The organism is Silanimonas sp. (genome assembly GCF_027531545.1).
Lineage (GTDB): Bacteria > Pseudomonadota > Gammaproteobacteria > Xanthomonadales > Xanthomonadaceae > Silanimonas.
The window spans coordinates 1-23,193 of record NZ_JAPZSC010000058.1; the positions used below are offsets into that span (position 1 = coordinate 1).

Annotated in this window: 19 protein-coding genes and 1 other RNA gene; 15 read left to right on the forward strand and 5 right to left on the reverse strand. The window is 68.0% G+C overall.

Annotated features, from left to right (window positions below; translation table 11 throughout):
* Positions 1–1,048: 1,048 nt before the first annotated feature.
* The 3 genes from O9280_RS16430 to smpB all read right to left on the reverse strand — a co-directional run bounded on the left by O9280_RS16430 (position 1,049) and on the right by smpB (position 3,397).
* Positions 1,049–2,275 carry an integrase arm-type DNA-binding domain-containing protein gene (locus tag O9280_RS16430; RefSeq protein ID WP_298345322.1) on the reverse strand — a complete coding sequence of 409 codons (1,227 nt, stop codon included), beginning with the start codon at positions 2,273–2,275 and terminating at the stop codon, positions 1,049–1,051.
* Between the two features lie 188 nt (positions 2,276–2,463).
* Positions 2,464–2,817, reverse strand: a transfer-messenger RNA (tmRNA) gene (gene ssrA / locus O9280_RS16435).
* 82 nt (positions 2,818–2,899) lie between these two features.
* Positions 2,900–3,397 carry an SsrA-binding protein SmpB gene (smpB, locus tag O9280_RS16440; protein ID WP_298345325.1) on the reverse strand — a complete coding sequence of 166 codons (498 nt, stop codon included), beginning with the start codon at positions 3,395–3,397 and terminating at the stop codon, positions 2,900–2,902.
* Positions 3,398–3,445: 48 nt separating this feature from the next.
* Here smpB and O9280_RS16445 point away from each other — a divergent pair, with 48 nt between their 5' ends.
* Positions 3,446–3,886: a type II toxin-antitoxin system RatA family toxin gene (locus tag O9280_RS16445; protein ID WP_298345328.1), complete on the forward strand. Its 441-nt coding sequence runs from the start codon at positions 3,446–3,448 to the stop codon at positions 3,884–3,886.
* Between the two features lie 5 nt (positions 3,887–3,891).
* Positions 3,892–4,185: an RnfH family protein gene (locus O9280_RS16450; protein ID WP_298345331.1), complete on the forward strand. Its 294-nt coding sequence runs from the start codon at positions 3,892–3,894 to the stop codon at positions 4,183–4,185.
* A 7-nt stretch (positions 4,186–4,192) separates the two neighbouring features.
* On the opposite strand, the gene O9280_RS16455 is transcribed toward O9280_RS16450, so the two are convergent.
* A complete protein-coding gene (locus O9280_RS16455; protein WP_297866374.1) occupies positions 4,193–4,588 on the reverse strand; it encodes an outer membrane protein assembly factor BamE in 396 nt (131 codons plus the stop codon).
* 96 nt (positions 4,589–4,684) lie between these two features.
* Between O9280_RS16455 and fur the strand changes: the two genes are divergently transcribed.
* Positions 4,685–5,092, forward strand: coding sequence for a ferric iron uptake transcriptional regulator (gene fur, locus O9280_RS16460; RefSeq protein ID WP_298345471.1), 408 nt, complete (start codon positions 4,685–4,687; stop codon positions 5,090–5,092).
* 58 nt (positions 5,093–5,150) lie between these two features.
* Here the strand turns inward: fur and recN are convergent, their stop codons facing one another.
* A complete protein-coding gene (gene recN / locus O9280_RS16465) occupies positions 5,151–6,818 on the reverse strand; it encodes a DNA repair protein RecN (RefSeq protein ID WP_298345334.1) in 1,668 nt (555 codons plus the stop codon).
* A 123-nt stretch (positions 6,819–6,941) separates the two neighbouring features.
* Between recN and hrcA the strand changes: the two genes are divergently transcribed.
* From hrcA to lysS, 12 genes are all read left to right on the forward strand, one after another.
* Positions 6,942–7,991 carry a heat-inducible transcriptional repressor HrcA gene (gene hrcA / locus O9280_RS16470; protein ID WP_298345337.1) on the forward strand — a complete coding sequence of 350 codons (1,050 nt, stop codon included), beginning with the start codon at positions 6,942–6,944 and terminating at the stop codon, positions 7,989–7,991.
* 48 nt (positions 7,992–8,039) lie between these two features.
* Positions 8,040–8,576: a nucleotide exchange factor GrpE gene (grpE, locus tag O9280_RS16475; protein WP_298345340.1), complete on the forward strand. Its 537-nt coding sequence runs from the start codon at positions 8,040–8,042 to the stop codon at positions 8,574–8,576.
* A 136-nt stretch (positions 8,577–8,712) separates the two neighbouring features.
* A complete protein-coding gene (gene dnaK / locus O9280_RS16480; protein ID WP_298345343.1) occupies positions 8,713–10,629 on the forward strand; it encodes a molecular chaperone DnaK in 1,917 nt (638 codons plus the stop codon).
* Positions 10,630–10,734: 105 nt separating this feature from the next.
* Positions 10,735–11,865 carry a molecular chaperone DnaJ gene (gene dnaJ, locus O9280_RS16485; protein ID WP_298345345.1) on the forward strand — a complete coding sequence of 377 codons (1,131 nt, stop codon included), beginning with the start codon at positions 10,735–10,737 and terminating at the stop codon, positions 11,863–11,865.
* A 55-nt stretch (positions 11,866–11,920) separates the two neighbouring features.
* Positions 11,921–12,646 carry a dihydrodipicolinate reductase C-terminal domain-containing protein gene (locus tag O9280_RS16490; RefSeq protein WP_298345347.1) on the forward strand — a complete coding sequence of 242 codons (726 nt, stop codon included), beginning with the start codon at positions 11,921–11,923 and terminating at the stop codon, positions 12,644–12,646.
* A gap of 183 nt (positions 12,647–12,829) precedes the next feature.
* On the forward strand, positions 12,830–13,966 hold the full coding sequence (carA, locus tag O9280_RS16495; protein WP_298345350.1) for a glutamine-hydrolyzing carbamoyl-phosphate synthase small subunit: 1,137 nt from the start codon (positions 12,830–12,832) through the stop codon (positions 13,964–13,966).
* Between the two features lies 1 nt (position 13,967).
* Positions 13,968–17,198, forward strand: coding sequence for a carbamoyl-phosphate synthase large subunit (carB, locus tag O9280_RS16500; RefSeq protein ID WP_298345354.1), 3,231 nt, complete (start codon positions 13,968–13,970; stop codon positions 17,196–17,198).
* A complete protein-coding gene (gene greA / locus O9280_RS16505) occupies positions 17,195–17,671 on the forward strand; it encodes a transcription elongation factor GreA (protein ID WP_298345358.1) in 477 nt (158 codons plus the stop codon). Before carB ends, greA begins: the two co-directional genes overlap by 4 nt.
* Before the next feature lie 4 nt (positions 17,672–17,675).
* Positions 17,676–18,596, forward strand: a complete 921-nt coding sequence (locus O9280_RS16510; protein WP_298345361.1) for a phosphoglycerate mutase — start codon at positions 17,676–17,678, stop codon at positions 18,594–18,596.
* Positions 18,597–18,610: 14 nt separating this feature from the next.
* Positions 18,611–20,311, forward strand: coding sequence for a single-stranded-DNA-specific exonuclease RecJ (recJ, locus tag O9280_RS16515; protein ID WP_298345475.1), 1,701 nt, complete (start codon positions 18,611–18,613; stop codon positions 20,309–20,311).
* A gap of 61 nt (positions 20,312–20,372) precedes the next feature.
* A protein-coding gene (prfB, locus tag O9280_RS16520; protein WP_298345364.1) for a peptide chain release factor 2 occupies positions 20,373–21,498 on the forward strand; the annotation gives its coding sequence in 2 pieces (ribosomal slippage) (positions 20,373–20,444 and positions 20,446–21,498; 1,125 coding nt in all).
* Between the two features lie 80 nt (positions 21,499–21,578).
* Positions 21,579–23,111, forward strand: coding sequence for a lysine--tRNA ligase (gene lysS / locus O9280_RS16525; RefSeq protein WP_298345367.1), 1,533 nt, complete (start codon positions 21,579–21,581; stop codon positions 23,109–23,111).
* Positions 23,112–23,193 lie beyond the last annotated feature (82 nt).

Here is a 23,193-nt window from a genome sequence, read left to right on the forward strand (position 1 = left end):
CGGGGGAGAGCTATCGGTTGAAGGACAAGCGGCGAGCTGGGGCCATCAAGGCACGGGGAGCCAACTGAAGTCCCGAGGTGGGTCAGTTTTCAATCGGCGACAACCACGCAAAGTGGGTCAGATTTCGATCGGCGTTGACACGGAAGCAGCGTAAACGTTCCCGACTCGCGTCTGTTTTTCTCTCTCCATCGTTTGGGGCGGCTCATGCATCGCTCCTCTGGAGAATGGCGCTTTTCCTCCTAGGCTTACCCCATCTGGTGCGTGTAGGGCCGCTCATTGCTCTCCGTTCAGGGAGGGTAGCGGTTCTGTCCAGTGAATCCGCCGTGTCTACGAGGTCCGACAGCGGAGCCTTGGTTCTCCATGCAGAGCGCCCGAGATGCCCTCGAGTCGATTGAATCGCGATGAATGCCAAGCGTGGGCGCCAGGCATCGGTCGCAGTACACTTCACATCGCGGACCCTTAGGGTGTTCGTGCCTGCCCCTCGATTCCCGTCCGCCGCCAAGCTGTCCGGGATCGAGGGGTTTTTCATTGGGAGGCTCATGCAGCGTCCTCGCCGACTGATTCCAGCCACGCGTCTACCTCAGATGCCTTCCAAGCGGTAGTCATCGGACCGAGTTTGATCGGCTTCGGGAATCGGCCTTCTCGCACCCACCCCCAAAGGGTTGAGCGCGCCACAGGAATGCGAGCCAGAACCTGTGGCAAGCGGAGCATCATCTCGACTCCGTTCGTATTGCGAGTGAACTGTTTCAATTTTCTGCCCTCTAGCGCACGGCGTTGTGCGGCAGCGGACATTATGCTTTTCGAGATTTCGGTGCGTTGCAGACAAAACTGTGGATATGTTTTGGTTTGTCACTACGTGACAAGAGTACGCAGCGGCCTTTCGAGATCGGTCGTATCTGGATCGAGCTGAATTGGTTTCAGTTTCTCAGAGGGGAGAGGCCGGCCGAGACACTCGGATGGATGCGTACATAGCGTTCGAGTGATTTGGAATGCCAGACTTACGCGCGTGGTTGGAGTTCCGCACGTGTTTGGCGAGTACGTAGGCCATTCAACCTGTTCGTCGCATGGGCATGATGTTTCCGCCCACCTTGATCATGTCGAGGTAGTTGGCCCACTGCTGCATCATCTTTCGCCGCTCCACCAGATGGCTGGTGCGGTTGTACGCGCGTCCGTTAGCGTCGCGCACCGCGTGGGCAAGCTGATGTTCGATGAAGTCGGGCCGGACGCCAAGCTCCTCATCGAGGATCGTCCGCGCCATCGCACGGAACCCGTGGCCACTCATTTCCTCTTTCGCGAACCCCATGCGCCGCAGTGCGGAGAGAATGGCGTTGTTACTCATTGGTCGCTTGGGGCTGCGCGGGGATGGGAAAAGGTAGCGGCCTGATCCGGTCAACGGTTGCAGATCGCGCAGCACGGCGAGTGCCTGCGACGACAGCGGCACAAGGTGCGGCTCGCGCATCTTCATTTTCGCGGCGGGGATGTTCCACTCGGCGGCGTCGAGGTCGATTTCTGCCCACTCGGCTTGCCGCAGCTCACCTGGGCGAACGAAGACCAGAGGGGCGAGGCGCAGGGCGCAACGCACCGTGAAGCTGCCCCTGTAGTCCTCGATGGCCCGTAGCAACGCGCCGACCTGTTTGGGGTCGGTAATTGCTGCGAGGTTCTTCTCCTTCGGGCGGGTGAGGGCTCCGCGCAGGTTCGGCACAGGGTTGTTCTCGGCGCGTCCTGTGGCGATGGCGTAGCGGAAGACTTGGCCAAGCTGCTGCTGGATCCGGTGGGCAGACTCCACAGCGCCGCGCTCCTCCACCCGCCGCAGGCAGTCGAGAACCATCGGGGCTGTGACGTCCTTGATGGGCCTAGCCCCGATCCACGGGTAAATGTCGCCCTCCAGCCACGCCTTCACCTTGACGCTGTAGGACGGCACCCATTCGCCTTCCCGCTTGGCGAACCACTCGCGGGCGATGGCCTCCAGGCTATTCGCTGCCGCCTCGGCGCGCGTGGCCTTTTGGGCTTGCTTGGCTGCGCCGGGGTCGATGCCGGCAGCCAGTTGCCGCTTGGCGTCGTCGCGTCGATCCCGCGCGTCCTTGAGGGTGACGGCAGGGTAGGCCCCGATGGCGAGCCGCTTTTCTTTCCCGTCCATCCGGTACTTCAAGCGCCAGAGCTTGCCGCCAGCCGGCGAGACTTCGAGGTATAGGCCGCCACTATCCGCGAGCCGCTTGGGCTTGTCGGCGGGCTTGGCTTGGCGGATGGCCGTGTCGGTCAGGGGCATGAGGGGCATTTCTCCGTCGCCGCTGGGGGCATCGTGGGGGCATCGGACTTCCCGTGCCCCCGGATGCCCCCAAAGATGCCCCCGCATGGGGGCATATGGCAATGCACCCCTTTGGCTTCCTTTGGACACAAAAAAGGCCGAAATCCCTGATTTAGCTGAGGATTCCGGCCTGAGTTGTACCACTTTGGACTAGCAAATGGTGGAGGTGGCGGGAGTTGAACCCGCGTCCGAGAGCACTCCATGCCCGGCACTACATGCTTAGCTCACCGTTCGTTCTCGGCCTGCGGAAACACGGTGTGCGAAGCACGCCGCAGGACATACCCGCTAAGTCTCGTTTCCGGTTGGCGGGTCGCCGCCGGGAACCATCCCGTGATAGTGACCCTACATCCACGAGCACAGGCACAAGTGGGTTCGGGGCTTACGCCTTAAGCGGCGAGAGCGTAGACGTCGTCGTTGGCGTCTGAGTTTTTGCTGCTGGATTAACGAGGAAAGCCGCCCCCTCGGCATGCGCCAAGCAATTTCGCAACCCCCGTCGAAGCCAGGACACCCCCGGTTCTGCGGTCGTCGTGAAACGACTGACGAGGCCAGTATGGGGACGGGGCCGGAGCGGCACAAGGGCGGCCGCGCCGCCGTTCAGGCGTCCTTGTTGCGGTGGCGCAGGGCGCGCTGCTTCTCGCGCTGCCAGTCCTTGTCCCGGGCGGTGTCGCGCTTGTCGTGCTCCTGCTTGCCCTTCGCCAGCGCGAGCTCCAGCTTCACCTTGTTGCGCTTCCAGTACATCGCGGTCGGCACGAGCGTGTAGCCGTCGCGTTCGACCTTGCCGATGAGCTTGTCGATCTCGTGCTTGTGCAGCAGCAGTTTGCGGGTCCGCCGGTCGTCGGCGACCACGTGCGTGCTGGCCTGGATCAGGGGCGTGATCTGCGAACCGAACAGGAACAGCTCGCCGCCGCGGATCACCGCGTAGGCATCGCCGATGTTGGCGCGACCGGCGCGGATCGACTTCAGCTCCCAGCCCTGGAGCGACAGCCCGGCCTCGTAGCGCTCGCCGAGCGCGAACTCGTGGCGCGCGCGCTTGTTCAGCGCGATGGTGCCGCCGCCGGATTCGGTATCCTTTTCTTTCTTCTTGCCTGCCATGCGCGCATTGTCGCACGGGCCCACGCTGTACAACCCCAACGCCCGCCGATGACCCGCATCCAGCGCCACGCCCTCGTCATGCATTCCGCCAGCCGGATGTTCCACCTCGTCAACGAGGTCGAGGGCTATCCGCGCTGGTTCGGCTGGTGCGAGCAGGCGGCGGTGCTCGAGCGCAGCGCGGACACGATGGTGGCCCGCCTCGACCTGAAGATCGCCGGGCTGCGGACGAACTTCACCACGCGCAACCGTTGGGTGGAACCGACGCGACTCGAGCTGCAGCTTGTCGACGGCCCATTCCGGAAACTGGAAGGGCACTGGACCTTCCACGCGCTCGACGAGGAGGCGTGCAAGGTGAGCCTGAACCTCGATTTCGATGTCGCCGGTGCGCTGGTCGGCAATGCCCTGGCACTCGGCTTCCAGGGGCTGGCCGACCGGCTGGTCGACGATTTCTGCCGCATCGCGAACACGGCGGATCGCGGGCGGGACTGACGCCGATGGCCGAGGCCGGTGGTATCGAAGTGATCTACGCCGAGGCTGGCCGGGCGTGGCGGCTGCGGCTTCCGGCGACGGAAGCACTGACGGCGGGCGACGTGCTGGCGTGCCTCAGGCAGCATGCGCCGTCGTGGCCGGAGGCGGCTTACGCGCCGGTGGCCATGGCGGTGTTCGGGCGCGAGGTGGGCCTCGATGCGCGGCTGCGCGAGGGCGACCGCTTGGAGTTGCTGCGCGCGCTTCCGACGGATCCGAAGCTGGCGCGCCGTGCCCGCGCCGGGGCCGGCAAGCCGGGCTGAGCGGGGCTCAGCGGCCGCGGCGGTCCTTGTCCTTGTCGCGGGCGAGGTTCGGGCCGAAACGCTCGACCTGTTCCTTCGCCATCGCGCTGTCCGCTTCCGCGAAGTACTCGCCTTCCCACTTCGTCAGGCTGTCGCCTTCGAAGTGCACGGTGAAGATCTTGACCACGGCATCGTCGTGGCCGCGCTGCTCCGACGAGACGTAGTCCCAGCGGTTCTGGCGGAACGGGTCGGCGACCGACGGCGAGCCGAGCAGGGCGAACACCTGGCGCTTGCTCATGCCGGTCGCGAGCTGCTCCACGTTCTTCTGTTCGAGCAGGTTGCCCTGGAAGATCGGCTGGCGGTACAGGCAGCCCGAGAGCAGGAGAGGGGCGGCGACGGCCAGGGCGATGAGGATGCGGCGCATGGGAACTCGGCGGGTCGGAAACCCCACGATGATACACTCCGGGCCGTCATGCGCCGCAGCCCCGGTGGCGCTGTTCAGGAGCCCGCGAGGATGCCGATGGAATCCAAAGACCTGCGAAAAGTCGGCCTGAAGGTCACGATTCCCCGGATGCGCATCCTCGATATCCTCGAGAAGCAGCCGTCGGCGAAGCACATGACCGCCGAGGACATCTACCGCGTGCTGCTCGACAAGGGCGACGACATCGGCCTCGCCACCGTGTACCGCGTGCTGACCCAGTTCGAAGCCGCCGGCCTCGTGCTGAAGCACAACTTCGAGGGCGGCCAGGCCGTCTACGAGCTCAACCTGGGCGAGCACCACGACCACATGGTCGATCTCGACACCGGCAAGGTGATCGAGTTCCACAGCGACGAGATCGAGGCCCTGCAGCACGCCATCGCGGCGAAGCACGGCTACGAGATCGAAGACCACGCATTGGTGCTGTACGTCCGCAAGAAGCGGAAGTAAGCGGCGCCTTCCGGGACGGCCGCAGGCGCGGCGACGACGCGCCGCCGCAGGCCCGGCCTCAGCCTTTCCTCGCTTTCTCCAGCATCTGCCTCGCGCTGGTGCGCACGGCGGCGGTGATTTCGACGCCCCCCAGCATCCGCGCGATCTCCTCCACCCGCGCCGGCTCCTCGAGTTTCTCAGGCTGGCTGAAGGTCTCCTCGCCGCTCACCGATTTCGCCACGCGGTAGTGCGCGTGGCCCTGGGCGGCCACCTGCGGGAGATGGGTGACGCAGAGCACCTGCCTGCCGCCGCCGAGTTGGCGCAGTTTCTGCCCGACGATCTCGGCGACGGCGCCGCCGATGCCGGTATCCACCTCGTCGAAGACCATCGTCGGCGTGTCGTCGAGGCCGAGGGTCGCGACTTCGATGGCCAGCGCGATGCGCGCCAGCTCGCCGCCCGAAGCGACCTTCCGGAGCGGACGCGGCGGCTGGCCGGGGTTGGCGCTGACCAGAAGCTCGATTCGCTCCGCCCCCGTGGCGTTTGGACGCGGTTCCGGGTGCGTTTCGAAGGCGACCTCGAAGACGCCCCCGCCCATGCCGAGTTCCTGCATCAGTGCGGAGATCGCCGAGCCGAGGGCGGCGCCCTGCGTGCGTCGCGCCGCGGAAAGGGCGGATGCCGCTTCGCGCCAACGCCCAGCGGCTGACTCACGTTCGGCCTGCAGGGCCACCACGCGGCCCTCCGAGCCGCGTAGGGCCTCGAGCTCCACGCGCAGCGCTTCACGCCGTGCCTCGAGGTCGTGCAAAGGAGCGCGGTGCTTGCGGGCGAGGTCGTGCAGGCGGGAGAGCCGCTGCTCGCCCCGCTGCAGTTCGTCGGGGTCGAGATCGAGTCCGTCGCGGGCGGCCTCGAGCAAACCGGCGGCTTCCTGGAGTTGCAGCCGTGCGGATTCGGCCAGGGCCGCGGCCTCGGCGATGCGCGGCTCCTCTGGCGCCCATTTCGACAAGGCAGCCAGCGCCTGCCCGATGCCAGCAGCGGCGCCGTCGTCATCGCCGATCAGCAGCCCGGCGCGGTCGCAGGCCTGCACGAGGGCGCCTGCGTTTGCCGCGCGGCGGTGCTGGGCGAGCAGGGCGTCGATGTCGGCCGGTGCCAAGGACTCACGATCCAGCTCGTCGAGCTGGTGGCCGAGGTAATCGATGCGGTCGCCGACATCACCGCGCTCCTGCATCTGCGCCAGCTCGCGGTCGGCGGCCTGCCATTCGGCGGCGGCCTTCTGCACCGGCGCCAGCAGGGGCTGCAGGCGCCCGAAGGCGTCCAGCAGGCTCAACTGACGGGAGCGATCGAGAAGCGCCTGATGCTCATGCTGGCCATGGATCTCGACCAGGCGGGCGCCGAGCGCCGCCAGTTGGCCGATGCTGACGGCGCGCCCGTTGATCCAGGCCTTCGAGCCGCCATCCGCCTTGACGACGCGGCGGAGCTGGCAGGCCCCCTCGTCGTCCAGCTCGTTCTCGGCCAGCCAGACGGCGGCATCTGGCGCGTCGTCCAGCGTGAATTCGGCGGACAGCTCGGCGCGGGCGGCTCCGGCGCGCACCATGCCGGCGTCGGCCCGGGCGCCGGAGAGCCACAGCAGGGCGTCGACCAGCAGGGACTTGCCGGCGCCGGTTTCGCCGGAGATCACCGTCATGCCGGGGCCGAATCGCAGCTCGGCGGCGCGGACAACGGCGAAATCACGGAGGGAGAGCAGCTTGAGCATGGCGTCACGACGGAGAAAGGGGCGGGCAGGGGGATGCCCCGTGCCGGCGAGGGCGAACGCTAGCATCCGGCCATGGCAGCGCCAACGCTTGCCATCGGGGATTCACGGACTTATCTATGCGACATGTCGCCGTCCTCGCATCGCCTCGATCCCCGTGCCCGCCAGCTCCTGCGCTCGCTCGTGCACCAGTACATCGCCCATGGCGAGCCGGTGGGCTCGCGCACGCTGGCCAAGCAGTCCGGGCTCGACGTCAGCGCCGCGACCATCCGCAACATCATGGCTGACCTCGAGGAACTGGGGCTGGTCGCCGCGCCGCACACGAGTGCGGGCCGCATTCCCACCTCGCACGGCTACCGGGTGTTCGTCGACAGCCTGATCGAGCTGCCGCAGCCGGACGAGGGGCTGGTGCGCCAGTTGGCCCAGCAGCTGCCGCAGGGGCAGGGCACCCAGGGCCTGCTGGCAGGGGCCACCGAGTTGCTCTCGTCGATGAGCCACTCGGTCGGGGTGATCACGGTCCCGCAGCGGGCCGCCTTCGCTTTCCGCCACATCGAATTCGTGCCCATCGACGCCCAGCGCGTGCTGGTGGTCATCGTCTTCATGGACCACGAGGTGCAGAACCGCATCATCCAGACGCGCCGGCCCTACGCGCCGGACGAGCTGGAGCAGACCTCGAACTACCTCAACCGGCACTACGCGGGGCGGGGCTGGGCCGACATCCGCGCCGCGCTGCTACGCGAACTGCAGGACGCGAAATCCGAACTGGAACGCACCCTAGCCGCCGCGGTCGAACTGTCCGAGCAGGTGCTTCCCGAGGGCGGCGATGACGTGCTGGTCGCCGGCCAGACCCGCCTGATGGGCAGCCCCGACATGGCCGATGTCGAGCGCCTGCGCGGCCTGTTCCACGCCTTCGCCCAAAAGCGCGAGATCCTCGGCCTGCTGGAGCGCTGTGCCCGGGCGCAGGGCGTGCGGATCTTCATCGGTGAGGAAACCGGGCTGGCCCCGTTCGGCGGTTGCACGGTGGTCACGGCCCCGTACGCCGTGAACGGGCGGGTGCTCGGGGTGCTGGGGGTGATCGGCCCCACGCGGATGGCCTATGAGCAGGTGATCCCGATGGTTCAGGCCACGGCCCAACTGGTCGGACAGGCCTTGAAACCGTCGACGCCGGCCCCATAACCGGGTCGAACGTCACCGAACTGCCGCCATTCGCGGCCTGGAAAACCCATGAACCACGAGCACGAGCCGGCCGATCCGGCCGAGGCCCCGGAAGGCGCTGCGCCGGGCGAACACCTCTCCACGGATTCGCCGTTGGAGATCGAGAACGCCGAGCTGCGCATGGCGCTGGCCGAACTGCGCGAGCAGACGCTGCGCGAGCGTGCCGAGTTGGAGAACCAGCGCCGCCGCATGGCGCGCGAAGTGGAAAGCGCCCGCAAGTTCGCCAATGAGCGCCTGCTCGGCGATCTGTTGCCGGTGTTCGACAGCCTGCACGCCGGCCTCAAGGCCGCGGGTGCCGAAGCGCATCCGCTGAAGGAAGGCTTGGAGCTCACCCTGCGGCAGCTGATCAAGACCGCCAAGGACAACGGCTTGGTCGAGCTCGACCCGAAGGGCGAGGTCTTCAATCCGGAATTCCACCAGGCCGTGACCCAGCTGCCGAGCCCGGGGGCCGCCCCCGGCACCGTGCTCGACGTGTTCCAGAAGGGCTACGTGCTCAACGAGCGATTGCTGCGCCCCGCGCTGGTCGTGGTCGTCGCCGACGCCTGACGGTTCCTTGAACAGCTCGCGCCACGCCGGCGCGTCGCGCGTGACGACGACTTGAATCGGCGGCCTGCGCACCCATCTCGCAGACATCACTGAATCGGCGCCGCGCGCCGGACGAATCCAAGAACAGGAGACTCCCATGGGCAAGATCATCGGCATCGACCTCGGCACCACCAACAGCTGCGTCGCCGTCATCGAAGGCGGCAACGTCAAGGTGATCGAGAACGCGGAGGGCGATCGCACCACGCCGTCCATCGTCGCGTTCACCAAGGACGGCGAGACCATCGTCGGCGCCTCGGCCAAGCGCCAGGCGGTCACCAACCCGAAGAACACCTTTTACGCCGTCAAGCGCCTGATCGGCCGCCGCTTCACCGACGCCGAGGTCAAGAAGGACCTCGATCTCGTGCCGTACGGCATCTTCGCCCATGAGAACGGCGACGCCTGGGTGGCCACCGCCGACGGCAAGAAGATGGCGCCGCAGCAGATCTCGGCCGAAGTGCTCGGCAAGATGAAGAAGACCGCCGAGGCCTACCTGGGCGAGACGGTCACCGAGGCCGTGATCACCGTGCCGGCCTACTTCAACGACTCGCAGCGCCAGGCGACCAAGGACGCCGGCCGCATCGCGGGCCTCGAAGTGAAGCGCATCATCAACGAGCCGACCGCGGCCGCGCTGGCCTATGGCCTCGACAAGGGCGACACCAAGGACCGCAAGATCGCCGTGTACGACCTCGGCGGCGGCACCTTCGACGTGTCGATCATCGAGATCGCCAACATCGACGGCGAGAAGCAGTTCGAAGTGCTGGCCACCAACGGCGACACCTTCCTCGGCGGTGAAGATTTCGACGCCCGCGTCATCGACTTCCTCGTCGAGGAGTTCAAGAAGGAGCAGGGCATCGACCTGCGCAAGGACCCGATGGCGCTCCAGCGCCTGAAGGACGCCGCCGAGCGCGCCAAGATCGAGCTCTCTTCGTCGCAGCAGACCGAGGTGAACCTGCCGTACGTCACGGCCGACGCCTCGGGCCCGAAGCACCTGAACATCAAGCTGACCCGCGCCAAGCTCGAAGCCCTGGTCGACGACCTCATCAAGAAGTCGATCGAGCCCTGCCGCATCGCGCTCAACGACGCCGGCCTGCGCACCTCGGAGATCACCGACGTCATCCTCGTCGGTGGCATGACCCGCATGCCGAAGGTGCAGGCCGCCGTGGCCGAGTTCTTCGGCAAGGAGCCGCGCAAGGACGTGAACCCGGACGAGGCCGTCGCCGTCGGCGCCGCCATCCAGGGCGGCGTGCTGGGCGGTTCGGTGAAGGACGTGTTGCTGCTCGACGTCACCCCGCTGTCGCTGGGCATCGAGACGCTCGGTGGCGTGATGACCAAGATCATCGAGAAGAACACCACCATCCCGACCCGCGCCTCGCAGGTCTTCAGCACCGCCGAGGACAACCAGAGCGCCGTCACCGTGCACGTGCTGCAGGGTGAGCGCGACCAGGCCCGCTTCAACAAGTCGCTGGCCCGCTTCGACCTCTCCGGCATCGACGCCGCCCCGCGCGGCATGCCGCAGGTGGAAGTGACCTTCGACATCGACGCCAACGGCATCCTGCACGTCTCGGCGAAGGACAAGAAGACCGGCAAGGAACAGAAGATCGAGATCAAGGCCGGCTCGGGCCTGAGCGAGGAGGAGATCCAGCGCATGGTCGCGGACGCCGAGGCGAATCGCGAAGAAGACAAGAAGTTCCAGGAGCTCGTGCAGGCCCGCAACCAGGCCGACGGCCTGATCCACCAGACCCGCACGGCCATCAAGGAACACGGCAGCAAGGTGCCGGGCGACCAGCTCGGCGCGATCGAGACCGCGCTGGCCGACCTCGAGACCGCCATGAAGGGCGACGACAAGGGCCAGATCGAAGCCAAGACCATGGCGCTGGCGCAGGCCGCGCAGTCGCTGCAGGCGGCCGCTTCGGCCGGCCCGGCGGATGCGGGTGAGTCCGGTGCGGGTGCCGCGGCGGGCAAGGCGGACGACGTGGTCGACGCCGAGTTCACCGAGGTCAAGAAAGACAAGTAAGGCGTATCCCTCCGGGCTTTCGGCTCGGACGGACCAACGGGCCGCGTTCGACCGGATCAACCGGTCAACGCGGCGTCGTTCGTGGACACCAACAGCGGGTAGCGGATGAGCAAACGGGACTACTACGAGGTGCTGGGCGTTTCGAAGGGCGCGTCGGAAGATGAGCTCAAGAAGGCGTACCGCCGGCTGGCGATGAAGCACCACCCCGACCGCAACCCCGGTGATGCGGCGGCTGAAGAGGCGTTCAAGGAGGCCAAGGAGGCCTACGACGTCCTCTCCGACGCCAACAAGCGCCGCGCCTACGACCAGCACGGCCATGCCGCCTTCGAGCAAGGGATGGGCGGCGGTGGCGGCGGCCCGGGCGGCTATGCCGACATGGGCGACATCTTCGGCGACATCTTCGGGGACATCTTCGGCGGCGGGCGTCAGCGCGGCGGTCCGCGCCGCGGCTCGGACCTGCGTTACGTGATGGAGCTCGACCTCGAGGAGGCCGTCGCCGGCATCGAGAAGCGCATCGACGTGCCGACGATGGCGAACTGCGGTTCCTGTGAAGGCACGGGCGCCGAGGACAAGAAGACCGAGACCTGCGGCACCTGCCGCGGCATGGGCCAGGTGCGCATCCAGCGCGGCATCTTCCAGATGCAGCAGCCGTGCCCGACCTGCGGCGGCAGCGGAAAAATCATTCCGAAGCCCTGCAAGGTCTGCCACGGCACCGGCCGCGTGCGGCAGGAGAAGACGCTCTCGGTGAAGATCCCGGCGGGCGTCGACACCGGCGACCGCATCCGTCTGCAGGGCGAGGGCGAAGTCGGCCAGCCCGGCGCGCCCAGCGGCGACCTCTACGTCGACGTGCAGGTACGTCCGCACTCGGTCTTCGAGCGCGACGGCGATGACCTGTATTGCGAGATCCCCATCCGCTTCTCGCAGGCTGCGCTCGGCGCGAGCATTGCCGTGCCCACCCTCGAGGGCGAAGTCGAGATCAAGGTTCCCGCCGAAACGCAGACCGGCAAGCTGTTCCGCCTTCGCGGCAAGGGCGTGCGCTCGGTGCGTTCGCGCCAGACCGGCGACCTGCATGCCCGCGTCGTCGTCGAAACGCCGGTGAACCTCACCGCACGACAGCGCGAGCTGCTCGAGGAGTTCGAGCAGACCTTCGAGGGCGAGGAGGCGGCGCGGCACTCGCCGAAGTCGAGCACCTTCTTCGATGGCGTGCGGGCCTTCTGGGACCGCATGACGGGCTGAGCCCCGTGCCCGCCTGCGTTGCAGGCGGCGCGCCACGGCGCGTAGCCTTGCGCGCATGACGACCTCCATCGACCTGCTGGTCCACGGCGCTTCCGGCCGCATGGGCCAGCGCCTCCTCGCGCTGTCCGGCGAGTTCGCCCGTTTGCATCTGGTCGCCGCCGTCGCGCGCGGCACGGCTGGCCTCGTGGTGCCGGGAGGCGTGGCCATCCCGGCGATGCGGCTCGCCGAAGCGCCGGCGTTCCGCCTGCTGATCGACTTCAGCCTGCCCGAACCCTTCGACGTGGCCCTGGCCCTGGCGGTGCAGCGCCGCGCGGCCTTCGTCAGCGGCACGACCGGCCTGTCGCTCGCTCAGCTGAAGGCTCTGGAGGCGGCGAGCCGGCAGATCCCGGTGCTGTGGTCGGCGAATTTCAGCCTCGGCGTGGCCGTGCTGTCCGACCTCGTCGAACGTGCGGCCCGCGCCCTGCCGGGCTGGGACCTCGACATCGTCGAAAGCCACCACGTGCACAAGAAGGACGCGCCCTCCGGCACGGCCTTGGCGCTCGGGGCGTCGGCCAAGGCGGGCGGTGCCGAGCCGCGCTACGCCAGCCTGCGTGCCGGCGACATCGTCGGCGAACACTGGCTGCAGTTCGCCGGGCAAGGGGAGCGGGTGGAACTGGCCCATCGGGCCACCTCGCGCGACATCTTCGCCCGCGGCGCCCTGGCCGTGGGCGAATGGCTGGCCGGGCAGCCGCCGGGCCAGTACACGATGCGCGATTGGGTCGCGGCCAAAGCCCGGGACTGACGGGCCCGCGATTCGGCGCTTCGCTGAACGAGATGCGGGCGCCCAAGGCGGATTCCGCTGGCGTCACGCGGGCTTCGCGGCTAGAATTCCGGCTCGCCTGACTCCCCTCCCATGCGCCTGCCTTCGGCCGGTGCAAGGGAAGCGCACGCCGCGCGCGAGTCACCCCACCGTAAGGCGATCGAAGTGACCCAACCCGCCATCCTCGCGCTCGAAGACGGAACCGTGTTCGAGGGCGTTTCCGTCGGCGCGCCCGGCCTTTCCGTTGGTGAAGTGGTGTTCAACACCGCACTCACCGGTTACCAGGAAGTCCTGACCGACCCCTCCTACGCGCGGCAGATGGTCACCTTGACCTACCCACACATCGGCAACACCGGGTTCACGCCGGAAGACGACGAGGCCGCCAAGGTCTGGTGCGCCGGCCTGATCGTCCGCGACGTGCCGCGCCGCCCAAGCAACTGGCGTTCTCGCGAGGCGCTGCCGGAATGGCTCACGAAGCGCGGCGTTGTTGCGATCGCCGGCATCGACACCCGCAAGCTGACGCGCCTGCTGCGCGAGCGCGGCGCCCAGAACGGCGCGCTGATGGCGGGTGACATCGACGCCGACAAGGCCATCGAGGCCGCCCGCAAGTTCCCGGGTCTGAAGAACCTCGACCTCGCCCAGGTCGTCACCACCGACCGCACCCATGAGTGGACGGAAGGCTCGCTGGACCTCGACCGCGGCGGCTTCGCCAAGGCCGACGGCCGCTTCCACGTCGTGGCCTACGACTTCGGTGTGAAGACCAACATCCTGCGCCTGCTCGCCGACCGCGGCTGCCGCCTCACCGTCGTGCCGGCCAAGACGCCGGCCGCCGATGTGCTGGCGATGAAGCCCGATGGCGTGTTCCTCTCCAACGGCCCCGGCGACCCGGCCCCCTGCGACTACGCCATCGCCGCGATCGTCGAGATCCTCAAGGCCAGCGTGCCGACCTTCGGCATCTGCCTCGGCCACCAGCTGCTGGCGCTGGCCAGCGGCGCGAAGACGCTGAAGATGAAGTTCGGCCACCACGGCGCGAACCACCCGGTGCAGGACCTCGACTCCGGCCGCGTGATGATCACCAGCCAGAACCACGGCTTCGCCGTCGACGAGGCCACGCTGCCCGCGACGCTGCGCGTCACGCACCGCTCGCTGTTCGACGGCAGCAACCAGGGCATCGCGCGCACCGACGTGCCCGCCTTCAGCTTCCAGGGCCATCCCGAAGCCAGCCCCGGCCCGCACGACGTGGCCGGTCTGTTCGACCGCTTCATCGGCCTGATGCAGGCCCACCCGCAGGGAGCCCGCTGACATGCCGAAGCGCACTGATATCCAGACCATCCTGATCATTGGCGCCGGCCCGATCGTCATCGGCCAGGCCTGCGAGTTCGACTACTCCGGCGCGCAGGCCTGCAAGGCGCTGAAGGAAGAGGGCTATCGCGTCGTGCTGGTGAACAGCAATCCGGCGACGATCATGACCGACCCGGAGATGGCCGACGCCGTCTACATCGAGCCGATCAACCCGGCCACGGTCGAACGCATCATCGCGAAGGAGAAGCCCGACGCGCTGCTGCCGACGATGGGCGGCCAGACCGCGCTGAACTGCGCGCTCGACATGGCCGACGCCGGCACGCTGGAGAAGTACGGCGTCGAGCTGATCGGCGCCTCGCGCGAGGCCATCCGCATGGCCGAGGACCGCGAGCTGTTCCGCGTGGCGATGAAGGAGATCGGCCTCGAGTGCCCGAAGGCCCAGGTGGCGCGTTCGCTCGAGCAGGCCATCGAGATCCAGACCACGGTGGGCTACCCGACCATCATCCGTCCGAGCTTCACGCTCGGCGGCAGCGGCGGCGGTATCGCCTACAACCGCGAAGAGCTCGTCGAGATCGTCACCCGCGGCCTCGACCTGTCGCCCACCAGCGAAGTGCTGGTGGAGGAATCGGTGCTCGGCTGGAAGGAGTTCGAGATGGAAGTGGTCCGCGACACCGCGGACAACTGCATCATCGTCTGCTCGATCGAGAACCTCGACCCGATGGGCGTGCACACCGGCGACAGCATCACCGTCGCCCCCGCGCAGACGCTCACCGACAAGGAATACCAGCGCCTGCGTGACGCCTCGATCGCCGTGCTGCGCAAGATCGGCGTCGATACCGGCGGCTCGAACGTGCAGTTCGGCATCAACTCGCAGACCGGCCGCGTGGTCGTCATCGAGATGAACCCGCGCGTGTCGCGCTCCTCGGCCTTGGCCTCGAAGGCCACCGGCTTCCCGATCGCCAAGATCGCGGCGAAGCTCGCCGTCGGCTACACGCTGGACGAGCTCAAGAACGACATCAGCGGCGGCCTGACTCCGGCCTCGTTCGAGCCCTCGATCGACTACGTCGTCACCAAGATCCCGCGCTTCGCCTTCGAGAAGTTCGCCGCCGCCGACGCCCGCCTCACGACGCAGATGAAGTCGGTGGGCGAGGTGATGGCCATGGGCCGCACCTTCCAGGAATCGCTGCAGAAGGCCCTGCGTGGCCTTGAGATCGGCAAGGTCGGCTTCGACCCCACCGGTGACGCGACGAAGGGCGAGGAAGGCCTGACCCGCATCAAGCGCGAGCTCAAGGACGCCCGTCCGGAGCGCCTGTTCCACGTCGGCGAGGCCTTCCGCGCCGGCCTCTCGGTGGACGACGTCTACAAGCTCTCGTACATCGACCCGTGGTTCCTCGACCAGATCGAGGAACTGATCGCGATGGAGCGCGACGTCGCTGCCGGTGGCCTCGCCGGCCTCGACAAGCCGCGCCTGCGCACCCTGAAGCGCGCTGGCTTCTCCGACGCGCGCCTCGCCCAACTGGTCGGTACCGACGAGTCGGCCGTGCGCGCGCTGCGCCGCGCCTTCGGCGTGCGTCCGGTCTACAAGCGCGTGGACAGCTGCGCCGCCGAGTTCGCCACGTCGACGGCCTACATGTACTCGACCTACGAGGACGAGTGCGAGGCCCATCCGACGAACCGCGACAAGATCATGGTGCTGGGCGGCGGCCCGAACCGCATCGGGCAGGGCATCGAGTTCGACTACTGCTGCGTGCACGCGGCGCTCGCGCTGCGCGAGGACGGGTTCGAGACCATCATGGTCAACTGCAACCCGGAGACGGTCTCGACCGACTACGACACCTCCGACCGCCTGTACTTCGAGCCGCTGACGCTCGAGGACGTGCTGGAGATCGTCGACCTCGAGAAGCCGAAGGGCGTGATCGTGCAGTACGGCGGCCAGACGCCGCTGAAGTTGGCGCGCGCGCTCGAGGCCAACGGCGTGCCGATCATCGGCACCTCGCCGGACAGCATCGACCTCGCTGAGGACCGCGAGCGCTTCCAGAAGCTGGTCGAGAGCTTGAGCCTGCTGCAGCCGCCGAACCGCACCGCCCGCAACGCCGAGCAGGCGCTGGCCCACGCCAAGGAGATCGGCTACCCCCTGGTCGTGCGCCCGAGCTACGTGCTGGGCGGCCGCGCCATGGAAGTCGTGTATTCCGACGAGGACCTCTCGCGCTACATCCGCGAGGCTGTGCAGGTCTCGAACGACTCGCCGGTGCTGCTCGACCGCTTCCTCGACAACGCCGTCGAGGTGGACGTCGACGTGATCGCCGACAAGGACGGCAATGTCCTGATCGGCGGGATCATGGAGCACATCGAGGAGGCCGGTGTGCACTCGGGCGACAGCTCCTGCTCGCTGCCGCCGTACTCGCTGTCCAAGGAGATCCAGGACCGCCTGCGCGTACAGGTCGCCGAGCTGGCCCGCGCGCTGAAGGTCGTCGGCCTGATGAACACGCAGTTCGCGATCCAGGGCGAGACGATCTACCTGCTGGAAGTGAATCCGCGCGCCTCGCGCACCGTGCCCTTCGTCTCGAAGGCCATCGGGCGCCCGCTGGCGAAGATCGCGGCGCGCTGCATGGCCGGCATGACGCTGGCCGAGCAGGGCGCGACGAAGGAGATCATCCCCCCGTACTTCTCGGTGAAGGAAGCCATCTTCCCGTTCGCGAAGTTCCAGGGCGTCGACCCGATCCTCGGGCCCGAGATGCGCTCCACCGGCGAGATCATGGGCGTGGGCCCGACCTTCGAAGACGCGTTCGCGCGTGCCGAGGAAGCGGCCAACATCAAGGCGCCGGCGCCGGGCAAGAAGGTGTTCTGCTCGGTGCGTGATGCCGACAAGCAGCGACTTCTGCCAGTGGCGCGCGACCTGCTGGCGCGCGGCCACAAGCTGGTCGCCACCGAGGGCACGGCGAAGTTCCTCGCCGCCGAAGGCCTCGCCGTCGAGCGCATCAACAAGGTGGCCGAAGGCCGCCCGCACATCGTCGATCTCATCAAGAACGGCGAGATCAGCTACGTCATCAACACCACCGAGGGGAAGGTCGCCATCGCCGATTCCTTCTCCATCCGGCGCGAGGCGCTGCAGCACCGCGTCACCTACTCGACAACGGTGGCTGGGGCCCGGGCACTGGTGGGGGCGATCGACGCGCGCAACAACCCGCGCGTGACCTCGCTGCAGGAACTGCACAAGGAACTGAACGCATGAGAGCCCCGCTGACGAGCAAGGGCGCGACGCGCCTGCGCGACGAGCTCGAGAAGCTGAAGACCGTCGATCGCCCGAAGATCATCGAGGCGATCGCCGAGGCCCGCGCCCACGGCGACCTCAAGGAAAACGCCGAGTACCACGCCGCGCGCGAGATGCAGGGCTTCGTCGAAGGCCGCATCAAGGAACTGGAGTACACGCTCTCGCACGCGCAGGTGATCGACATCGCCTCGCTCAACGCGGGCTCGCGCATCGTCTTCGGCGCGACGGTCGAGCTGGCCGACGTCGATACCGATGACAAGGTCACCTACACCATCGTTGGCGACCTCGAGAGCGACATCAAGCAGCGCCTGATCTCGATCTCCTCGCCAGTGGCGCGCGCCCTGATCGGCAAGCACGAAGGCGACACCGTCACCATCGAGGCGCCGGGCGGCCAGCGCGAGTTCGAGATCACCGGCGTCAGCTATATCCCCTGACCCCGTGCTGACGCTGCTGCTTCCGGCTCGCCGGTACTTCGCCGGCCAGGGTCCATCGCCCGCTGTCGCGAAGGCCCTTGGGCGTGCGGCAACGAACGATGCCGAGGCGGGCGAACTCGCCCAGCTGCGTCGGCCCTTCCGCCTGCGTCCGGTGGGCCAATGGCCCAGCGCCGCCCTCATGGAGCGGCGCTTGAGGCACGAGGGCGACGTGCAGCCGTTCCAATGGCTGCGTGCCGACCCCGTGTGGTTGCAGCCCGACCTCACCACGGCGCGGCTGATGGCCTGGGGAAACCTCGGGCTCACGGCGGAGGACGCCGCGGCGCTGATGGCACCGCTGAAGCCGCTGTTCGGCGATTTCGGTTACGTCTTCGAAGCCCGCGAAGCGGAGGCGTGGTCGGTGCAGTGCCCGCGCGAGACGCGCCTGCCGTCCTTTCCGCACCCGCTGGCGGCGCTCGGCGATGACGCCTTTCCTTACCTGCCTGAGGGCCCCGAGGCGCGTCGCTGGCGCAGCCTGATGGGCGAGGCGCAGGTGCTGATGCACCAGCATCCGGTCAATGCGGAGCGCGCTCGCCGCGGCCTGCCGCCGGCGAACAGCCTGTGGTTCTGGGGCGAAGGCGGTCTGCCCGACCAGGTCGAAGGCCCCCGAGGGCATGTCGCCACCGCCGATCCCGAACTGGCGGCGTATGCGCAGGCGGCCGGCGCCGCGGTGAGTGATCGCGTCGATGCCACGAAACCCGGCCTGATCGACCTTCGTGCCGAGCGGCGCTGGTCGGTCATCGACGATCTGGTCGCTCTGGCGATGGCGTCGATGGGGCAGGGCGCCTTCGCCGCCCTGCGCCTCGATTTCGCTGACGGCCACTTGGTCACGCTTGAGCCGGCCCAGCGCTGGCGGTTCTGGAAGCCAGCCTTCAAGGGCTTCGCGTGACGGCATCGCCGACCCTGCGCCGCCGCGCCGTCCCGGCCGTCGGCGACTGGCCGTCCCACGTGCCGCCGCTGCTGCAGCGGCTGTACGCCGCGCGGGGCATCGCTTCCGCCGAACAGGCCGAACTGAAGCTGGCGAAGCTGTTGGCCCCGCAGCAGTTGGGCGGCATCGACGCCGCTGTCGATCTTCTGCATGGCGCGCTGCGTCGCGATGCCCACCTCGTCGTGGTCGGCGATTTCGACTGCGACGGCGCGACCGGCACGGCGGTGGCGGTGCGCGGCCTGCGCCTGCTCGGCGCGACGCGGGTGTCCTACCGCGTGCCGCACCGCATCGCCCACGGCTACGGCCTGTCGCCGGCCCTGGTCGAGGAGGAGCTGGCGCCGATCGCGCCGGACCTCGTCATCACCGTCGACTCCGGCATCGCCTGCCTGCCCGGCGTGGCGGCGGCGAAGGCGCGCGGCTGGCAGGTGCTGGTGACCGACCACCATCTGCCGGGCGACGCCCTCCCGGCGGCGGATGCCATCGTCAATCCGAACCTGCGCGGTGACGGCTTCCCCAGCAAGGCGCTGGCCGGCGTCGGCGTGGTGTTCTACCTGCTGCTGGCGCTGCGCGCGCGGCTCCGCGAACGCGGTGAAGCCGGCGCAGACGCGGATCTTTCCAGCCTTCTCGACCTCGTGGCCGTTGGCACGGTGGCCGATCTCGTGCAGCTCGACGACAACAACCGCCTGCTGGTCGCCGCGGGCCTCAAGCGCCTGCGCGAAGGCCGCGGACAGCCGGGCGTGCTGGCCTTGGCCGAGGTCGCCCAGCGCCGTCTGCCGGTGCTGACGGCGACGGACATCGGGTTCGGGATCGGGCCGCGCATCAATGCCGCGGGCCGGCTCGAGGACATGACGCTCGGCATCGAGTGCCTGCTCACCGACGACGCCGAACGCGCGATGCAGCTCGCGAAGCAGCTCGACGCCATCAACGCCGAGCGCCGCGAGCTTCAGCAGCAGATGGTGGACGATGCCGAAGCCGCGGCCCTGGCGCTGCCGCTGCCCGAGGGCGGGCATGATGCGTACTGCCTGCGCGACGAGAGCTGGCATCCCGGTGTGGTCGGTCTGGTGGCCTCGAAGCTCAAGGAAAAGCTGCACCGCCCGGTGATCGCCTTCGCGCCTGCCGATGCGGGTTCGACGACCCTGCGCGGCTCCGCCCGCTCCATTCCCGGCGTGCATGTGCGCGACGCGCTGGCGGATGTCGATGCTCTGCATCCCGGGCTCATCCTCCGCTATGGCGGCCACGCGATGGCGGCCGGCCTGAGCCTCGACGCCGCGAACTTCGACACGTTCCGTCACGCCTTCGAGGCTGCTGTGGCACGCCGGCTCACCGATGAGCTGCGCGAGGCCGAGCTGTGGTCCGACGGCGAGCTCGCGCCGCAGGAATTGAACCGGCCGACCGCGGAAGCGCTGCGCCTGGCCGGGCCGTGGGGGCAGGGCTTCCCCGAGCCGCTGTTCGACGGCGAGTTCGAAGTGCGCTCATGGAAAGTCCTGGCCGAGCGCCATCTCAAGTTCGAACTCGGCATGCCGGGCCGCCTCGGCCCGGTCAACGCCATCCACTTCGGGGGCGCCGCCCTCGGCGCACCGCCGGCTCGCGTGCGCCTGGCCTTTGGCCTCGACCTCGACGATTTCCGCGGTCGGCGCGACGTGCAGCTCCTCGTCCGGCACTGGTGGGTGGCCTGAGCCCGGGCTCGCCGCGCGGCCTGATAAACTCCGCGGTCTTTCACGAACACGAGAACGCGCCATGGAGACCAATCCCGTGCGCCAGCGCATCGCCGACCTCAAGGGCCGGCTGGATGTGCTGAGGGGGTACCTTTGACTACGACCAGAAGGTCGAACGTCTAGAGGAAGTCAGCCGCGAGCTGGAAAGCCCGACGATCTGGAACGAGCCCGAGAAGGCGCAGGGCCTCGGCCGCGAGCGCGCGGCGCTCGAGAAGGTCGTGCATGGCCTGAAGACGCTCGACGAGGGCTTCACCGGCGCGCTCGAGCTGCTCGAACTCGCCGAGATGGAGAGCGACGAGGACACCTTCCACGCGGTCGTCGCCGATGTCGATGCCGCCCAGGTGCACCTGGAGAAGCTCGAGTTCCAGCGGATGTTCAGCGGCAAGATGGATGCGGCGAGCGCGTTCGTCGACATCCAGGCCGGTGCCGGCGGCACCGAGGCGCAGGACTGGGCCGAGATCCTGCTGCGCATGTACCTGCGCTGGTGCGAATCGCGCGGCTGGAAGACCGAGCTGATGGAAGTCAGCGGCGGCGACGTGGCCGGCATCAAGTCGGCGACGGTGCGCATCGAGGGCGACTACGCCTACGGCTGGCTCAAGACCGAGACGGGCGTGCACCGCCTCGTGCGCAAGTCGCCGTTCGACTCCGACAACCGCCGGCATACCAGCTTCACCTCGGTGTTCGTCTCGCCGGAAGTCGACGACAACATCGACATCACGATCAACCCCGCCGACCTCAAGACCGACGTCTACCGCTCCTCGGGCGCCGGCGGCCAGCACGTGAACAAGACCGAATCGGCGGTGCGCATCACGCACGTGCCGACCGGCATCGTCGTGGCCTGCCAGAACGGCCGCAGCCAGCACCAGAACCGCGACACCGCGATGAAGATGCTCGCCGCGAAGCTGTACGAGCTCGAGATCCAGAAGCGCAACGCCGAGAAGGACGCCGTCGAGGCGACCAAGTCCGACATCGGCTGGGGCAGCCAGATCCGCAACTACGTGCTCGACCAGAGCCGCATCAAGGACCTGCGCACCGGCATCGAGCGTTCCGACACGCAGAAAGTGCTCGACGGCGACCTCGACGAATTCGTCGAGGCGAGCCTGAAGGCCGGCCTCGAGGTCGGCGCCAAACGGAGCGATGCGGCCTGACCGCATCGCCCTCGCGGCCCTCGGCGTTTGCCGACGCATTGCTTCCTTCCTGCACCCAACCTCATCCGCCTGACGCCCCCATGTCCGAACAACCCAACGCCCAGCCGACGCCCGCCGCCGAAAACGCCCTCGATGAGAACAAGCTCATCGCCGAGCGCCGCGCGAAACTGACGGCGCTGCGCGGGCAGGGCGTCGCTTTCCCGAACGACGCCAAGCGCGAGCATTACGCCGGCGACCTGCAGGCCGAGTTCGCCGACAAAGACCAGTGGACGGCCGAGGCGCTGGAAGCCGGTGGCCGCTCGGTGCGCATCGCCGGCCGCCTGATGGCCAAGCGCGTGATGGGCAAGGCCGCGTTCGCGCAGCTGCAGGACATGACGGGCCGCATCCAGCTCTACCTCGTCGGCGCCGACTTGGGTGAGAGCTACGACGCCTTCAAGGGCTGGGACATCGGCGACATCGTCGCGGTCGAAGGCGGCCTCACCCGCACGCGTACCGGTGAGCTGTCGGTCAAGGCCACGGCGATCCGCCTGCTCACGAAGGCGCTGCGCCCGCTGCCGGACAAGTTCCATGGCTTGAGCGATGTGGAGCAGCGCTACCGCATGCGCTATGTCGACACCATCGTCAGCGAGGAGTCGCGCGAGGTGTTCGTGCTTCGCTCGCGGATCATCGGTGCGATGCGCCGCTGGCTCGACGCACGGCGCTTCCTCGAGGTCGAGACGCCGATGATGCATTACATCCCCGGCGGCGCCACGGCCAAGCCGTTCATGACGCACCACAACGCGCTGGATCTTGATTTGTACTTGCGCGTCGCGCCCGAGCTGTACCTGAAGCGCCTCGTCGTCGGTGGCTTCGAGCGCGTCTACGAGATCAACCGCAACTTCCGCAACGAGGGCGTGTCGACGCGGCACAACCCCGAGTTCACGATGCTCGAACTGTACGAGGCCTACGCCACGTACACCGAGATCATGGACCTCACCGAAGGCGTGATCCGCGACGTCGCACAGGAGGTGCTCGGCCGCACCGCGCTGGAGTGGGAGGGCAGGGCGATCGACCTCGGTCCCGCGTTCCGTCGCTGGCGCATGGACGATGCCGTGCGCGAAGCGGACGCGACGATCACCGCCGCCGACTGCCGCGACCGCGAGGCGCTGGCCAAGCATTGCGCCCGCCACGGCGTGCACGTGAAGCCGTCCTACGGCTGGGGCAAGCTGCTGCTGGAGCTCTTCGAGAAGCTCGTCGAGGGAAACCTCGTGCAGCCGACCTTCATCACGCACTACCCGGTGGAAGTCAGCCCGTTGGCCCGCGAGAGCGACACCGAGCCGGGCATCACCGACCGCTTCGAGCTGTTCGTCGGCGGCAAGGAGATCGCGAACGGCTTCTCCGAGCTCAACGACCCGGAAGACCAGGCGGCGCGCTTCAAGGCGCAGGTCGAAGCCAAGGACGCCGGCGACGACGAAGCCATGCACTTCGACGCTGACTACATCCGCGCACTGGAAGTGGGCCTGGCCCCCACCGGCGGCTTGGGCATCGGCATCGATCGCTTGGTGATGCTGCTCACCGACCGCGCCTCAATCCGCGACGTGCTGCTGTTCCCGTACATGCGCCCCGAGGCCTGAGACTCGTCGGGAAACGCAAGAAAATGTGATATGCGCCACAGAAGTGTGGGGCGCCTCACGTTTTTTCACATCCGTTGACGAA

Excerpts from the sequence above, each read along its gene's own strand:
- O9280_RS16430 (WP_298345322.1), bottom strand. The coding sequence starts at position 2,275 with ATGCCCCTCATGCCCCTGACCGACACGGCCATCCGCCAAGCCAAGCCC.
- smpB (WP_298345325.1), bottom strand. The coding sequence starts at position 3,397 with ATGGCAGGCAAGAAGAAAGAAAAGGATACCGAATCCGGCGGCGGCACC.
- O9280_RS16445 (WP_298345328.1), top strand. The coding sequence starts at position 3,446 with ATGACCCGCATCCAGCGCCACGCCCTCGTCATGCATTCCGCCAGCCGG.
- O9280_RS16450 (WP_298345331.1), top strand. The coding sequence starts at position 3,892 with ATGGCCGAGGCCGGTGGTATCGAAGTGATCTACGCCGAGGCTGGCCGG.
- O9280_RS16455 (WP_297866374.1), bottom strand. The coding sequence starts at position 4,588 with ATGCGCCGCATCCTCATCGCCCTGGCCGTCGCCGCCCCTCTCCTGCTC.
- fur (WP_298345471.1), top strand. The coding sequence starts at position 4,685 with ATGGAATCCAAAGACCTGCGAAAAGTCGGCCTGAAGGTCACGATTCCC.
- recN (WP_298345334.1), bottom strand. The coding sequence starts at position 6,818 with ATGCTCAAGCTGCTCTCCCTCCGTGATTTCGCCGTTGTCCGCGCCGCC.
- hrcA (WP_298345337.1), top strand. The coding sequence starts at position 6,942 with ATGTCGCCGTCCTCGCATCGCCTCGATCCCCGTGCCCGCCAGCTCCTG.
- grpE (WP_298345340.1), top strand. The coding sequence starts at position 8,040 with ATGAACCACGAGCACGAGCCGGCCGATCCGGCCGAGGCCCCGGAAGGC.
- dnaK (WP_298345343.1), top strand. The coding sequence starts at position 8,713 with ATGGGCAAGATCATCGGCATCGACCTCGGCACCACCAACAGCTGCGTC.
- dnaJ (WP_298345345.1), top strand. The coding sequence starts at position 10,735 with ATGAGCAAACGGGACTACTACGAGGTGCTGGGCGTTTCGAAGGGCGCG.
- O9280_RS16490 (WP_298345347.1), top strand. The coding sequence starts at position 11,921 with ATGACGACCTCCATCGACCTGCTGGTCCACGGCGCTTCCGGCCGCATG.
- carB (WP_298345354.1), top strand. The coding sequence starts at position 13,968 with ATGCCGAAGCGCACTGATATCCAGACCATCCTGATCATTGGCGCCGGC.
- greA (WP_298345358.1), top strand. The coding sequence starts at position 17,195 with ATGAGAGCCCCGCTGACGAGCAAGGGCGCGACGCGCCTGCGCGACGAG.
- lysS (WP_298345367.1), top strand. The coding sequence starts at position 21,579 with ATGTCCGAACAACCCAACGCCCAGCCGACGCCCGCCGCCGAAAACGCC.